The 14,565-nt window shown below is 45.1% G+C and carries 16 protein-coding genes; 5 read left to right on the top strand and 11 right to left on the bottom strand.

Features of this window, described 5'->3' with window-relative positions; genetic code table 11:
- Nucleotides 1-59 precede the first annotated feature (59 nt).
- From PKOR_RS22335 to PKOR_RS22315, 5 genes are all read right to left on the bottom strand, one after another.
- Complete coding sequence (locus tag PKOR_RS22335; RefSeq protein ID WP_084694885.1) at nucleotides 60-1,403, bottom strand: erythromycin esterase family protein; 1,344 nt, start codon at nucleotides 1,401-1,403, stop codon at nucleotides 60-62.
- A 194-nt stretch (nucleotides 1,404-1,597) separates the two neighbouring features.
- Nucleotides 1,598-2,827 (bottom strand): exonuclease SbcCD subunit D C-terminal domain-containing protein, encoded by a 1,230-nt coding sequence (locus PKOR_RS22330; protein WP_046313608.1) that lies wholly within the window; start codon nucleotides 2,825-2,827, stop codon nucleotides 1,598-1,600.
- Between the two features lie 215 nt (nucleotides 2,828-3,042).
- On the bottom strand, nucleotides 3,043-3,450 hold the full coding sequence (locus tag PKOR_RS22325; protein WP_052739031.1) for a rhodanese-like domain-containing protein: 408 nt from the start codon (nucleotides 3,448-3,450) through the stop codon (nucleotides 3,043-3,045).
- 89 nt (nucleotides 3,451-3,539) lie between these two features.
- Complete coding sequence (locus tag PKOR_RS22320; RefSeq protein ID WP_046313606.1) at nucleotides 3,540-3,854, bottom strand: ArsR/SmtB family transcription factor; 315 nt, start codon at nucleotides 3,852-3,854, stop codon at nucleotides 3,540-3,542.
- A 263-nt stretch (nucleotides 3,855-4,117) separates the two neighbouring features.
- A complete protein-coding gene (locus PKOR_RS22315; protein ID WP_046313604.1) occupies nucleotides 4,118-5,626 on the bottom strand; it encodes a catalase in 1,509 nt (502 codons plus the stop codon).
- A gap of 434 nt (nucleotides 5,627-6,060) precedes the next feature.
- Between PKOR_RS22315 and PKOR_RS22310 the strand changes: the two genes are divergently transcribed.
- Nucleotides 6,061-6,429, top strand: coding sequence for a hypothetical protein (locus PKOR_RS22310; RefSeq protein ID WP_046313602.1), 369 nt, complete (start codon nucleotides 6,061-6,063; stop codon nucleotides 6,427-6,429).
- Between the two features lie 34 nt (nucleotides 6,430-6,463).
- Here the strand turns inward: PKOR_RS22310 and PKOR_RS24930 are convergent, their stop codons facing one another.
- The gene (locus PKOR_RS24930) at nucleotides 6,464-6,643 is read right to left on the bottom strand and encodes a hypothetical protein (protein ID WP_148561776.1); all 180 of its coding nucleotides are present in this window, start codon (nucleotides 6,641-6,643) and stop codon (nucleotides 6,464-6,466) included.
- A 227-nt stretch (nucleotides 6,644-6,870) separates the two neighbouring features.
- Here PKOR_RS24930 and PKOR_RS22305 point away from each other — a divergent pair, with 227 nt between their 5' ends.
- Nucleotides 6,871-7,806 (top strand): T9SS type A sorting domain-containing protein, encoded by a 936-nt coding sequence (locus tag PKOR_RS22305; RefSeq protein WP_046313600.1) that lies wholly within the window; start codon nucleotides 6,871-6,873, stop codon nucleotides 7,804-7,806.
- 233 nt (nucleotides 7,807-8,039) lie between these two features.
- Here PKOR_RS22305 and PKOR_RS22300 read toward each other — a convergent pair whose 3' ends face one another.
- The 4 genes from PKOR_RS22300 to PKOR_RS22285 form a co-directional block, all read right to left on the bottom strand.
- On the bottom strand, nucleotides 8,040-8,366 hold the full coding sequence (locus PKOR_RS22300; protein ID WP_046313599.1) for a HesB/IscA family protein: 327 nt from the start codon (nucleotides 8,364-8,366) through the stop codon (nucleotides 8,040-8,042).
- 13 nt (nucleotides 8,367-8,379) lie between these two features.
- A complete protein-coding gene (locus PKOR_RS22295; protein ID WP_046313597.1) occupies nucleotides 8,380-8,787 on the bottom strand; it encodes a hypothetical protein in 408 nt (135 codons plus the stop codon).
- A gap of 14 nt (nucleotides 8,788-8,801) precedes the next feature.
- On the bottom strand, nucleotides 8,802-9,215 hold the full coding sequence (iscU, locus tag PKOR_RS22290) for a Fe-S cluster assembly scaffold IscU (protein ID WP_046313596.1): 414 nt from the start codon (nucleotides 9,213-9,215) through the stop codon (nucleotides 8,802-8,804).
- An 85-nt stretch (nucleotides 9,216-9,300) separates the two neighbouring features.
- A complete protein-coding gene (locus PKOR_RS22285) occupies nucleotides 9,301-10,515 on the bottom strand; it encodes an IscS subfamily cysteine desulfurase (protein ID WP_046313594.1) in 1,215 nt (404 codons plus the stop codon).
- Between the two features lie 118 nt (nucleotides 10,516-10,633).
- Between PKOR_RS22285 and mce the strand changes: the two genes are divergently transcribed.
- From mce to PKOR_RS22270, 3 genes are all read left to right on the top strand, one after another.
- Nucleotides 10,634-11,035: a methylmalonyl-CoA epimerase gene (mce, locus tag PKOR_RS22280; protein WP_046313593.1), complete on the top strand. Its 402-nt coding sequence runs from the start codon at nucleotides 10,634-10,636 to the stop codon at nucleotides 11,033-11,035.
- 90 nt (nucleotides 11,036-11,125) lie between these two features.
- Nucleotides 11,126-11,701 carry an L-threonylcarbamoyladenylate synthase gene (locus PKOR_RS22275; protein ID WP_046313591.1) on the top strand — a complete coding sequence of 192 codons (576 nt, stop codon included), beginning with the start codon at nucleotides 11,126-11,128 and terminating at the stop codon, nucleotides 11,699-11,701.
- 184 nt (nucleotides 11,702-11,885) lie between these two features.
- Complete coding sequence (locus tag PKOR_RS22270) at nucleotides 11,886-13,328, top strand: CCA tRNA nucleotidyltransferase (protein ID WP_084694950.1); 1,443 nt, start codon at nucleotides 11,886-11,888, stop codon at nucleotides 13,326-13,328.
- 303 nt (nucleotides 13,329-13,631) lie between these two features.
- Here the strand turns inward: PKOR_RS22270 and PKOR_RS22265 are convergent, their stop codons facing one another.
- Entirely contained in the window at nucleotides 13,632-14,534 is a 903-nt protein-coding gene (locus PKOR_RS22265) for a DUF5694 domain-containing protein (RefSeq protein ID WP_052739030.1), read from the bottom strand.
- Between the last annotated feature and the right edge of the window lie 31 nt (nucleotides 14,535-14,565).

Genomic DNA, 14,565 nt, shown 5'->3' with positions numbered 1-14,565 from the left:
GCTAACAACAAAAAAGCCCATTCTCTTGAGAATGAGCTTTCTGAAAACTTGAATTTTATTTACTGTGCCAGCTCTGTTTTTAGTGGGTTGAGGGCCTCCGTCTTATCAAAAAAGATAAAAGCATTGTAGCGCTCGGGCAAAACCGAAGGCACATAATTCCCTCGCTCCGAACCCGGGTTATATACTACTCCGATTGCTCGGTGCCCGATTTGCTTAGTCAACCGGTTATCCTCAGCAAGATTCTCCATCAATACTACTTTATTAGCTGGGTTGATGCCATGCAGCAGTGCTTCCCAGGAGCCAGCTATACCTTGCGGCACATGCATGATTTGAGCCGGGTTGCCCCATTTGTTGGCTGCCACTACAGTACTCTGGTATGAACCAAATCCGACAGCATAAACATTTTCTTCACCCTGCTCTTCGCGCACCAGTTGACCAACGTTCACAGTGCCAGACTGTAACATATCAGTTGCGCGGGCATCACCGATGTGCGTATTATGCGCCCACACAATTACTTTGGCAGATGGTCCATAAAAGTCAACCAATCTGTTGATGGTTTTGACCATGTGCCTGTCGCGAATGTTCCAGGAACCTGCATTGCTTTGGTACATTTCGCTGTAATAATCTTCGGCATTGGCAGCAATCAAAGCGTTCTGGCTGGCATCAAAATCCTCTTCTGTGGGGATTGCTTTCTGTGCCACGTGCTTTTGAACATCCTCTAGTAGAATAGCTAGTTCATCGGCACAACTAGCAGTCCCACGCGATGCCTCATATCCATAACGCTGCTCATCCTGAGCATAAGGTGCAAAGCAATTCTTTACTTTCTGCAGCTGTGGCAGCAGTTCTGTGTTGTTTTTCCTGAGGTATTGCTCCAGTTCATCCAGCGAATCCCATAGGCTATACACATCCATGCCATATAAACCAACCTGCTGTGAGGCAGAAAGACCATTGTTATGCTGCTTTAGCCATTCAGTTAGCTCTGCCATTTCCTCATTGGCCCACATCCATGTTGGCCAGCGGTCAAATGTCTGCATAATGGCCTCTGCGCTTGCACCGGCTTGTTCTGTGCCTTTTATATACTGGTTTAGTTTATATAGGTCGGGCCAGTCTCCCTCTACAGTTATCACATTAAAGCCTTTCTCTTCGATAAGCCTCTTGGTGATTTCTGCCCGCCAGGTATAATATTCTTTTGTTCCGTGTGATGCCTCGCCCAAGAGCACATAGCGGGGATTGCCAATATCCTTTAGCAACACATCCAGATCCTGTGGTTGCTCTAATTCATAACTATTTTCGGCTACTAAGCTTGTGGTGTGGTTTTCTTTCAGGCTCTCTACCTCGTCTGCCTTAGAGCATGAGGTAAACAGTAAAGCCAGAGAAAGCCACAGTAAGTGTACCTTCTTCATGTTTTAATCTGTTTATTGATAGAAATAAAGGGGTGCTAGCTCATGAGTATGAGCTAGGTGTTGATACGGGGCTGTGAGTAGCCGCGGAATGCCCCGTCTGTTCTTAGAACATCAAGCGAGGAGGAAAAATTTACTTTAGAGAAAGAATTTTTGGGTTAATTAACCTTGATAGCCAATGATGTAATTGCCTGCGCTTAGCTTTCTTCTTCCTGCCCCATCAGCTCCAGCAGCTCTGAGAATGTAGCTAAAAGCTCTGAATGGTCAGAATCCGGGAAAGCACTTTGGCAGCGCTTCAGGAATACGTCTTTCTCCCGCAGACTATGCAAATCAACCTCTTCCTGTACCTGTTGTTCAAGCGTTTGCGTGGCTTTTTGTATGATAGGAGGCCGGTGGATAAGGAGTTGCAGTTCATCCTTTTTCGATTGCAATACCTCGTCCAGCTGCTGGTTCAGGTCGGGGAGGGGTGCTTGGAGTTCAACCTGTAATTCAGCCCAGGCTGTAAGCTTGTATGAGCTGTTGTCGTAAACAGCAATTTGTTGTTTTACCTTCTCCAGGCTACCCTTGAAACGTACTAATTTCCGGCAACATGGAATCTCAACTTCCCGAAGTTCTTTCAGCTGTCCTTCTTCAAAATCAAGTATAAAAACAACTTTGGTATCTGTTACCTCACTAAAGCTGAGTGGTATAGGAGAACCAGAGTAGCGGATATGATGTTTGTTGTTTACTTTTTGCGGGCGGTGCAGGTGCCCAAGGGCTACATAGTTGAACTCCTGCGGAAACTGGTCAGCCCCTATCTGACCTAGATTGCCTACATGTATTTCCTTCTCGCTCTCTGAGGCAGAGCCGCCTGCAGCAAACAAATGCCCCATGGCTACTATCGGTGTTCCCTCAGCCTTATATGCTTGTATATGGGGCACAAAAGCCTCGTAGTGCGCAGCTATACCTTGCTTTATGCGCTGCTCCCGCTCTTCAAAACTCTCGCCCGGCACAGATAAACGTATATCCCGGTCGCGGAGGAAAGGTACGGCACAAACCACAAGCTCAATCTCTCCTTGCTCATTCTTAAGCTCAAGCAGCTCATCCAGAGGGTTAGGAGAGGCACCGCCAACTATACGGATGTTAAAGCACTCTAACAGCTCTTTGGGCGCATTAAGAGTAGAAACAGCGTCGTGGTTGCCGCCCGTAATGATGATATGTCGACAGCAGGTGGCGCATACTTTAGTTAAGAAGTTGTAATACTGCTTTAAGGCCGTGTTGGAAGGAGAACCGTTGTCAAACACATCGCCGGACATAAGAAGAACCTCCACCTGCTCCTGCTCTATGGTTTGCAGCAGCCAGTCCAGGAAGTGCTGGTGTTCTTCGGTGCGTTCGAGGTTAACAAGGCGCTGGCCCAGATGCCAGTCTGATGTGTGTAGTACGCGCATACTTCTTCTTCTCCAATTCCGCTTCAAGATACATCAAGATATAGCGATACTGCAAGAAATTTAGGATTATAATCATTTTATAGGCCTAAACTGCGGTCTCAATACTACAGGCTTAGGGTAATGCGACGGGGAGGGGTAAGGTTGAGGAGCGTAGTAAATAAAAAAGGCCTGGAACGGAGTAGTCCAGGCCTTTCTTATTAGTAGAGTCAAGAATGCTACTGATTATCAATGTTTCCAGTTTCAGTTGGCAAGCCTGCTTCTTTCAATTCTTTATAGGCACCCAGATTATAGATATGCTTAAAACCTGCCTGTTTCATGAGTTCGGCAGCTTGCCCGCTGCGGTTACCGGAGGCACAGTACAGGTAGTATACTTTGTCTTTATCCCAGTTGGCCATGTCTTTGGCAAACTCACCACCCCGAAAGTCTGAAATTATCGCACCATCCAGGTGCCCACTAGCAAATTCTCCAGGCGTACGCACATCAAGCAATACTGTTTTGTTACTCATTCTTTGCTCCTTAAACTCATCCGGAGACATAGAGTGTACTTGCACAGGGCCCTGAGGCTGCGTGGTGGTGCAGCTAAAAAGTATAGCCGCCAATATTACTAGTATGAAAGTTCGCATAAGTATAATATCTGCTTTCTAGGTAAATGTAACAAAGTTCCGGCTCAGAACATTCTTCAAAAAGCAGGTTTATATGCCTAGCTAACTAATTATTGTTTGTTGAAAATTTTACAGCTTTGAATACAGCTGATGATATTAGTTATTGAATGATCGGTAAGGGAGTAGTACACGTTCTTACCCTCGCGCTGGGTATCCACTATTCCTTTATCACGCATGTTAGTAAGGTGATGAGATAGTAAAGACTGCTCAATCTGTAGTACTTCCTGTAGCTGCGTTACTGTCAGGCGCTCGCTTTGTTCCAGTAAGTCTATTATGCTGATGCGTACAGGGTGTGCCACGCATTTAAGTACATAAGCTGTTCTCTCCAACATCTTCTGGTCAGCGCGCACTTTATAGGTACTCATGTGATTGTAATATTAGATGTGATTAATACATGAACATACTTTCATGTAGCTACTCTAGTACATCTGTCAAGCCCATTAAGTTCCGAATCATATTGCACCGTAATTCTGCACAATTTTGCCTTCAGCAGAAGGCGTACCACTGGAAAGTGAAAATTAGAGTTGCTAAGTAATTGTACATAAACTATACTACCTTAAAAAGAAGAAGCACCAGCTTTCGCCGGTGCTTCCATCCCCCATATATCACGCGTTACTACAAGTGTAAATTAATTAGCATGCACATTTCCTGTAGCATGCTGGCTTATATCAACTCCTAAGCCTTGTGCTACAGCAATGCCTAAGCTGATATCAGCACGGAAGAAGTGGCACAGCTGGCGGTTAACGATAAGGTCACGCTTTTCGCCGCTGATACCCTTCATGGAGCCTATAATATTGCTAACAGTGTTTTGCTTTTCTTCCTGAGTCATCAGGCGGAATAGGTCTCCTGGCTGTGTATAATGATCGTTTTCCCCGGCAGCGTTGCGATCATACCAATCGGCTACTACATGGTGCCCTAAGTCCTCAGCAGGCTGCTTGAACTTCTCATCTGTGTACACATCATCAAAGCTGTTCGGGAAGTAGTTTGGTTTGCCACCACCGTTGCCATCAGTGCGCATCTGTCCGTCTCGTTGATAGTTGGCTACCATATAAGGGCAGCGGTTAACCGGAATCTGCTCATAGTTAGCACCCAAGCGATAACGCTGCGCGTCCGGATAAGACAGCAGACGACCATGTAGCATTTTGTCAGGTGAGTAGCTGATGCCATTGACTACGTGAGCTGGAGCAAATGCTGCTTGCTCAACGTGTGCAAAGAAGTTATCAGGGTTCTCGTTTAGCTCAATCACACCAACATCTATCAGCGGATAGTCTTTCTGAGACCACACCTTTGTCAGGTCAAAAGGATTCCACTTATAAGTTGCAGCTTCCGCCTCTGGCATTATTTGCACCTTCATGGTCCATTTAGGGAAGTCGCCGCGATCTATTGACTCTACTAAGTCTCGCTGAGCATGATCAGGGTCAATACCTTTCATGCGTGTAGCTTCTTCATCTGTGAAGTTTTTGATGCCTTGCAGCGTCTTAAAGTGAAACTTAACATAGAAGCGCTCATTTTCGGCATTAATGAACGAGAAAGTGTGGCTACCAAAGCCATGCATGTGGCGGTAAGAAGCAGGTGTTCCACGGTCGCTCATCAGTATCATTACCTGGTGTAAGCTTTCTGGATTCAGGCTCCAGAAGTCCCATACCATGGTTGCACTTTTACAGTTGGTGTAAGGATCACGCTTCTGTGTGTGGATGAAGTCTGGGAACTTCTTAGGATCTTTGATGAAGAAAACCGGAGTATTGTTGCCCACTAAATCCCAGTTACCTTCTTCGGTATAGAACCTTAAAGCAAACCCTCTAGGATCACGCTCTGCATCGGCACTGCCTTTCTCGCCTCCTACAGTAGAAAAGCGAAGGAAAATTCTTGTTTCTTTACCAATCTCACTGAAAAGATTAGCCTTAGTATATTTCGTAATATCGTTTGTTACAGTAAAGGTACCATAAGCCCCTGAACCTTTAGCATGCACCACGCGCTCTGGTATGCGCTCACGGTTGAAGTGTGCTAGCTTCTCATGCAGAATATAATCCTGCAGTAACACTGGTCCTCTAGGTCCAGCCGTCTGGCTGTCTTCATACTCATAGATTGGTCTTCCTGAGGCAGTCGTAAGTCTGGTGTTTTTTTTTTTCTCGTTCATGATAAGGTGCTTTGACTTCTGTTTTATTGATGCCTCAAAAGTATAGTAACTATGTCTATCGATCAAATCGATTAATTGTATACCATTATTGAGTGTATCTATTATGAATCGTTCAGTTTTTGTGCAGGAAAAGCTTTGGAATTTACAGCTATAATGAATGCTATTAACTATAATCAGGTGTTTTGGACTTTATGGCTATGACTTCCTTTTATTCTATTGCGGCATGTTAAATCGCTTTAGAAAAATATTTATAATCAACTTGATTATAATAGGAATCAATGAGTTTGAGCTGCGTTATTGAATCCTTAAGTGCTAAGAATTAACCAATCACCCTTTTCAAGCCAATGAAAAAAACTTTTACTTTTATAAAGCGATCTGATGTTTTTTGCGGCACTTTTCTATTATTAGCATCAACTGCTGAAGCTCAAATAGGAATGGGGCAGCGCCAAAACCAGTACACTCAAAACTTTGATGAACTGCCTGCTTCTGAAACTGCTGTTTGGGAGAGTGGTAGTTATTACCTTCCAGGTTGGTCTGTATATCGCTCTGTATCTAACAACATTATTACAGCTAATAATGGCTCCGGTAATACCGGTAGACTTATTAGCTATGGTTCTACAGGTTCAACAGATAGAGCTTTGGGGTCAATAGCATCAGCCAAAGCCGGTGAGCTCCTTTATATGTTGCTGTTGCAGAATAATACAGGAAGTACAATCAAGTCGGTGGAGTTGACATTCCCCCCGCTAAAGCAGGTTGGATTCCTGGGCTACCTGGCTACTGCGACCGTATATCTCCCAAGCTGAAACGGTCTGCCCGACCGCCTTATTTCTTATATTACTAGCTGCTGACGCATCCCGGTGCAGGGCATGTTTGCTGCAGCAAAGGTAACAGCCGGCAAGTGCAGGCGGTAGAACATAGGGTAAGATCGACCCCAGCAAAAGTGAAGGAATGTCGCACCACATCCAGAGCGTCTTTGCCCACATCGACGCCCAGGTTCTGACAGAGTAAATTCTTCATAGCTGAAAGGGACTAAAGTGGACAAAAAACATTCATCTTCCGGGCCTACACTCACTCATGCCTGCGGATGGGGTACTGTCCAGGCTTTTAAGATGAAGAGAAAGGGAAGGGCTTGCTTGGGGGCGACATCATCAAAGTGTCTAGTGCAAGGGCTTTCTCCTTCCCTTTCTGTTAGCTTACGTTTAAGAGCCTGATAAAATTGAACTTACGCTTATACTGCCAAAGATATGAGTGCCAGGGCTTTCTTTGGCAGTATAAGCGTAAATTATACTGGTGAGCAATGGCGACTTATCAATAAAACGGCACGGCAACATGTGCTTTCTTTTTGGTACGCTATCAGTAGCGAGCAGGGTGGCTTTAATACTTCCCCTAAATCAAACATAGGGTGCACTGAGGTGCCTGAGCTAAAGTTCTACGGGGCAAAGTTTGGAACGGAGGGTACTGCGCTGAATGGCAACGCTGCAGATAAAAGGAGGATGCTTGAAGCAATCTTGCAATTAGAGGTGACGGAAGGTTATTACCTGATGTTGCGCTGGAAAGACGCAGATGAAGTAGAGGCAGACCATGGCCTTGCTATTGATGAGGTACCAGTGAAATGGTACACGCAGGTGGTAGAAACACCTACACCCATACCTGTAGAATTATCGTTCTTCAGAGCAAAAGTTAAAGATATATTTGTAGAACTGTTTTGGCAAACAGCAAGTCAGGATCAGAATAGCCACTTCGTAGTAGAAAGAAGTTCTGATGGCATTTCCTTTGAGGGTATAGGTACAGTTGTGGGACATGGCATTACGGTGCAAACAGTAAACTATACTTTCAGAGATGAGGCCCCTTTTGCAGGAACAGCTTATAACAGGCTGAAGCAGGTGGGTGAGGATGGAAGTTACACCTACTCGTTTGTTGCTGTTGTGGCTCGTAAAGTGGCGCAAGAGGTGAAGGTTTTTCCAACTATAACAACTCACCAGCTACAAATAAATGCTGATATGCGTCTACACCAAGCTTTCGTAATGGATGTGATGGGGCGGAAGTTGAAAGAGCAGCAGCTTCAGGCAGATGCGTGGCAACATACTGTTGATGTTAGTAGCATGGAAGAAGGAACCTATGTACTGGTGTTGTTAGCTGAAACGGGCAAACGCCACACCAGCCGGTTTGTAAAGCGATAAACGTAACTACATAAAGAAGAAGCCCAGCTTGTTTTAATTAGCCTGGGCTTCTTCTTTATGTAGTAGTAAGATGCAGTAGGTGTTGTTGCTTAACTATTAAGTGGCAGGATAAAAGTAAAATACCAACATCCTGCATTCATTCAAATAACTACATCTGGTCATTGCAGCTCAGTCATCATAAAAAAAGCCCAGCTTGATATAGCAGGGCTTTTTTTATGATAGATGGTATTAGCTTATACCGAAAAGCTGTCGCCACAGCCACAGGTACGTGAGGCATTCGGGTTGTTGAAGAAAAAGCCTTTACCGTTCAGGCCATCGGAGAAGTCTAGCTCTGTACCTGCCAGGTACAGGAAGCTCTTCATATCTACCACAACCTTCACACCTTTGTCTTCGAACTCCTGATCCATCGGCTTTACCTCGTCATCAAAGTCGAGGTTATAGGAAAGACCTGAGCAGCCACCACCTGTAACAGAGGCACGCAAACGGAATTTCTCGTCGAGCTGAGCTTCTTGTCTCAGCTTAAATACCTTCTCTTTTGCTTTATCTGATACTGTGATCATAACTTATTATTAATTAGGAGACAGGATTTAGCACTATACTGAAAACTGTGATAGTGTTCATGTCTCTGCCATAGTATAATTTATCTAACGCCTCATACATATTACGTGCCCTAAAGTAAGAGGTGTTCAACTCTTTATCATCACGGGCAATCCACTGCACAGTAAAAGAACTTTCCTGGTCTCGGTAGCTTTGCACGTAGCTCAGCATTTTGCGCAACACTTCCAGTTTATCGTAGCCCACTTCTGAGTGTAGCAGGAACGATTGGTGGTGGCGCGGGTTAACCGTGATCAGGTCGAGGCGCGTTTTGTTGTCGAGCTGCCTGAATTCAAAAAGCAGACTGTTACCGCTTATGCCTAAGTGGTGCTCAATCTGCTTTTGAATACGGGCACTTTCAACGTGCACATCCGTAGTTGACTCCATGGAGTCTGGGCTTCTTAGTGGTGAGACTTAGGCATTTCCAGTTCTGGAAGGCCGTTTTTCACTCTGTAGTCGTTGATAGCAGTTTTGATGGCATCTTCTGCAAGTACAGAGCAGTGGATCTTCACTGGCGGAAGAGCCAGTTCTTCCACGATGGCCATGTTGTCTATGGCAAGCGCCTCGTCAACAGATTTACCTTTCAGCCACTCAGTAGCTAGTGAAGAAGAGGCGATTGCTGAACCACAACCAAACGTTTTAAATTTAGCGTCGGTGATGATTTGGTTCTCGTCTACCTCAATCTGAAGACGCATAACGTCACCACACTCAGGGGCACCTACTAAGCCGGTACCTACGTTTTTCTTTGCTTTATCAAGGGTACCAACGTTACGTGGGTTGGTATAATGGTCGATTACTTTATCTGAATAAGCCATAGCTATATTTTTTACTGGTTAATGATGATGAACTACTAATCAAGTGTAAATAACAAGTCGCTACTTACTCCTGACCAAATTCCTCTTAGTGTTCTGCCCACTCAATAGTGTCAAGGTCAATACCTTCTTTGAACATTTCCCACAGCGGAGAAAGCTCACGAAGTTTGGCCACAGCCTCTTTTACATGGTCGATGGCAAAGTCAATTTCCTCGTCCGTAGTAAAGCGACTCAAACCAAAACGCAGCGAAGAGTGAGCTAGGTCATCGCTAAGACCTAGTGCTTTTAATACGTAAGATGGCTCCAAAGAGGCTGAGGTACAGGCAGATCCGGAAGATACAGCCAAATCCTTCACACCCATCATAAGGCCTTCACCTTCTACATATTTGAAAGAGATGTTAGACACGTGTGGCAGACGGTGCTCAGTAGAACCATTCACATAAGACTCCTCAATTGTAAGAAGTTCACGCTCTAATCTGTCACGCATGGCTGCAATACGCTTGGTATCGGCTTCCATGTCCTGCTTAGCAATTTCAGCAGCTTTGCCAAGGCCAACAATACCAGGTACGTTCAATGTACCTGAACGCATGCCGCGCTCATGTCCGCCACCGTCCATCTGGGCAGTAACTTTAACACGTGGGTTTTTACGACGCACATACAGTGCACCAACACCCTTAGGGCCATACATTTTGTGGGCAGAGAAAGCCATCAGGTCAATGCCATCAGCTTCTACGTCCACTGGTATTTTACCTACAGCCTGGGTCGCATCTGTAAAGAACAAAATACCACGCTTTTTAGCAATAGCAGAGATCTCACGAATTGGCTGAATCACACCAATCTCGTTGTTGGCATACATTACAGAGATAAGGATAGTCTTATCGGTGATAGCTTCTTCCAGCTCTTTCAGATCGATCAGACCTTTGTCGTTCACCTTAAGGTAAGTAACCTTACCACCAATTTTCTCAATGTGCTTGCAAGTATCCAGCACAGCCTTGTGCTCGGTAGTAACCGTGATGATATGGTTGCCTTTAGAAGCGTACATCTCAAACACACCTTTTATAGCAAGGTTATCTGATTCAGTAGCGCCAGAAGTAAAGATGATTTCCTTAGGAGAACAATTGATCAGCGACGCGATCTGCTCACGTGCATAATCCACTGCCTCTTCTGCTTGCCAGCCAAAAGCGTGATTACGAGAGGCGGCGTTACCAAACATATTTGTCATGTAAGGCATCATTGCCTCCAACACGCGCGGGTCAAGCGGCGTAGTGGCATTGTTATCCAAGTATATCGGAAGTGTTAGCATAGTAACTATAAGGTTTCTTGTTTTGTCCTGTTAGCTTAACAGTTTGAAGAAATTATTAGTTTTGAATCCGGCACAAAAATAGCAAAAATTCTTTACTTAGACTAATTACAAACTCTAAATGAAAAACGTAGAACATATAGGAATAGCTGTTAGGGATTTCAGCGAGGCCAATGCACTATACTACAAACTGCTGGGCGTAGAGCCTTATAAAACAGAGTATGTGGAGTCAGAGGGGGTAAATACCTCCTTCTTTAAAGTAGGTGAAACAAAGATAGAATTGCTCGAAGGCACCACCCCCGAAAGCGCTATAAGCAAGTTTATAGAGAAACGGGGCGAAGGCATTCATCACATTGCCTTTGAGGTAGAAGATATATATGATGAGATGGAGCGGCTGAAAAAAGAAGGCTTTGTTTTATTAAATGAGCAGCCTAAAAAGGGGGCCGATAACAAGCTGGTTTGCTTTGTGCACCCGAAGAGCGCCAACGGTGTTTTGATTGAGCTTACGCAGGAGATCAGGTAAATTGCTGTACCAACAGTTCAATTATTGTATAAAGTATAAATGTGCTTTAGTAGGATAGCTACAGCACTAAGACAGTAAACGATAAGGTTTATGAACCAGTTAATAAAAGAGGTGCAGGCGGCAGAGGAGGAAGTACTGCTCGGAAATGTGGTCCTGTACCCGACCGATACGGTTTGGGGAATAGGCTGCGATGCCGAAAGTGCCGATGCAGTACGCAAGATTTTCAAGATAAAGGAGCGGGAAGAGTCGAAAGCCATGATTTTGCTCGTGGCTGACCAAGAAATGCTGCAGCGTTACGTAAAAGACTTGCCTGAGGGATTTGAGGAGATGGTGAAGCAGCAGGAACGCCCTACTACCTATGTCTTTTCTTCACCGCAAAACTTACCCAAGGAGGTTATAGCAGAAGATGGTACCGTTGCCATACGTGTGGTACAGAATGATGAGTTTTGCCACCGTCTTATCAGGCAGGTAGGCAGGCCAATTGTATCTACTTCTGCCAACATTAGCGGGCAGCCTTCTCCTAAAACCTTTGCTGATGTAAGCGATACTATAAAAAAGCGTGTCGATTTTGTGGTAAACTGGCGGCAGGACGATGATATGGCCTCAAAGCCATCCCGTATCGTAAAAATAGAAGCCGACGGTAAGCTTACTGTGTTGCGTGAGTAGTTTTTTTCGCAGGAAACAGGTAGCCTTTGTTCTTGCTGCCGGCTCTTTGAAATTATAAGTGTTTAGTAAACAGAGTATAACCAGCTTAAAATGTAGCCGTTTTCGTAATTGAGCAGGTTATACTTATTTTTGTGCCTCAGGCTGCACCCCTGCCGTCTGAGGTTTTTTTATTTTTAAGAGCATGATGGATAAAGTACAGTTACCCGAGCACCCTATTTTTAAAGTTGTAGCCGAGGCCGCTGACGAATTGGGCGTAGATGCCTATGTGATAGGTGGTTTTGTAAGGGACCTGGTACTGAAAAGGCCATCAAAAGATATTGACATAGTATGCGTAGGCGACGGGATAGTATTGGCAACGCAAGTGGCACAAAAGCTGCCTCACAAACCTAAGGTATCTGTTTTTAAGAATTTTGGTACTGCCATGCTGCGTGCTGGAGAGTGGGAGGTGGAGTTTGTAGGCGCGCGCAAAGAATCCTACCGGGAACATTCACGAAAGCCTGAGGTGGAACAGGGCACACTGGATGATGACCTGAAGCGTCGCGACTTTACCATCAATGCCTTAGGAATAAGCCTGAACGGGGACAGCTACGGTACTCTAATCGATGAGTTTGAAGGCTTGAAGGACATGCGCCGGCAGATTATTCGTACTCCTCTGGAGCCTGGCATTACTTTTTCTGACGATCCCCTGCGCATGATGCGCGCTATTCGCTTTGCCTCTCAGCTGGGCTTTGATATTGACCCCGATACCTTTGATGCTATCACTGATAATAAGGAACGCATCAAAATTGTGTCCCAGGAGCGAATAACTGATGAGCTAAACAAGATTATACTTTCACCGGTGCCTAGCTATGGTTTTAAGCTGCTGTTCGCCTCAGGGCTGCTGCACCTGATCTTCCCGAAAATGGTGGAGCTACAGGGGGTGGAAACCATCAATGGCAACTCTCATAAAGACAACTTCTACCATACATTGCAGGTGCTGGATAACGTGGCCCAGGTGTCGGATGACCTGTGGCTGCGTTGGTCGGCTATTATGCACGACATTGCGAAACCAGATACAAAACGCTATCACCCAAAGGCCGGCTGGACCTTCCACGGCCATGAAGACCGCGGTGCCCGTATGGTGCCTCGTTTGTTCCGCGATCTGAAACTGCCACTGAATGAGCACATGAAGTTTGTGCAAAAGCTTGTGCGCCTGCACCTGAGGCCTATTGCCCTGGTAAAGGAAACAGTGACTGACTCTGCGATACGCAGGCTCCTGTTTGAAGCTGGCGACGACATTGATGCGCTCATGAAGCTTTGCCGTGCCGACATCACTTCCAAGAACGATATCAAAGTAAAGCGCTACCTGCAAAACTTCGATAAGGTGGAGAAGCGACTGGTAGAGGTGGAGGAAAGCGATAAACTACGCAACTTCCAGCCTGTAATCACTGGCGAAATCATTATGGAAACCTTTGGGCTGAAGCCATCTAAAGCAGTAGGTGAAATTAAGGAGGCGCTGACGGAGGCAATTCTGGAAGGAAAGGTGAAAAACGAGTTCGAAGAGGCCTATACTTTTATGTTGAATCTGGGTGAGCAGAAGGGACTGGAGGTTGTAAGCAATAAAGCTGTTCAAGGAAAAGGAGAGTAGCAAGGTTCGCTTTTTCCAGGCTGTTCTTACTATGGTGCACAATGAGTAGCTGCTGCCTGCATAGTAACGCTAGTTATATACACTTACTCTTTCCCAGAACAGCCTGTGCATGTGCAAATCCCAATTTTCGGGAAAATACTAGGAGGAAAGGGAAGAAGAGGGATGAGTTTGACGAAGCCTATACCTTTCTACTATTCATAAAAGGCAGTAGGGCTTCGTCAGAATCACTCAAACAACTAAACAAACACTACTGAAGGTATATACCTAACGGGTAGATATAGCATAATATTATATATTCTTGCACTATACTTCTTTCTCTTTCAAGTATAAGTTGGTGCTCACAATTTCATAGTTAGGGTTGTTCTTAATAATATTTTGCAGTACGCCTATATGAGTTTGGCCCATAATGAGCAGTATTCTTTTGCCTTTGTGCTTTACTTGCGCATTTAAGATGTTAGAATATATCTTCAGGTTGCGTTCGTAAAACAGCGCAATAAACTCTGCTCCAATCTGTGTAGTGTCAATCGTGCTCCTGTTAAGCCCTTCATAACTTTTAAAAGAGCCATTCTGGACATAAGCCGGGAGGTTGTAAAACTGCTGGTGCGATAGCTGAACTATCTCTGGCTTGTTCATGAAGTAAAGAAACTCCATAAAGGTCGTTTGGCCCTCCATAAATTTACTGGTAGCACCTCTAGTCGTTTGCTGGAAATGTTGCAGCCCGTTCTGGAATACCTCTATGTTGTCGCCAGAGCTTAGGAGGCCTTGTGAGGTGCTTTCGTTATAATCCACGCAGTGCAGCTTCTCCTGGCCCAAGCTCTTAGCTAGCTTGAAAGCAAGCTGATAGACTTCACCTGCTCCGTTTTCTACCTCCTCTGGATTCAGTTCTCCATTCAAATACAATTGATAGAGGCTGTCATGAGTTGCCTGCGTTTTTGGCTCTCGCTCAATCATGATCATATCAGGAGCAAAAGCCTTCAAAGCTTGGTTCACCTCGGCTATTTCCTGCTGCCGCTGTTCGCTAAAGAAATTACTGGCAGGGTTGCCTGCATTATGAAACTGATTGAAGTGAAAGGTGCCCAACAGCATGATCTGAACTTTGTCGGTACTATCTGTTTGCACGTTGCCGTTACTGTTGGTAATTGTTTCAGGACCCGCACAGGCAACAAGTATCAGGAGTGACAGGCGTAGTTGAGCTGTTTTTCTCATAGTTACCTAGCGGGGTTAGTGTAGTTTTATT

This window comes from Pontibacter korlensis (assembly GCF_000973725.1).
Lineage (GTDB): Bacteria > Bacteroidota > Bacteroidia > Cytophagales > Hymenobacteraceae > Pontibacter > Pontibacter korlensis.
Note: the sequence above shows the minus strand (reverse complement) of the source record. Positions and strands in the feature narration are given on the sequence as shown.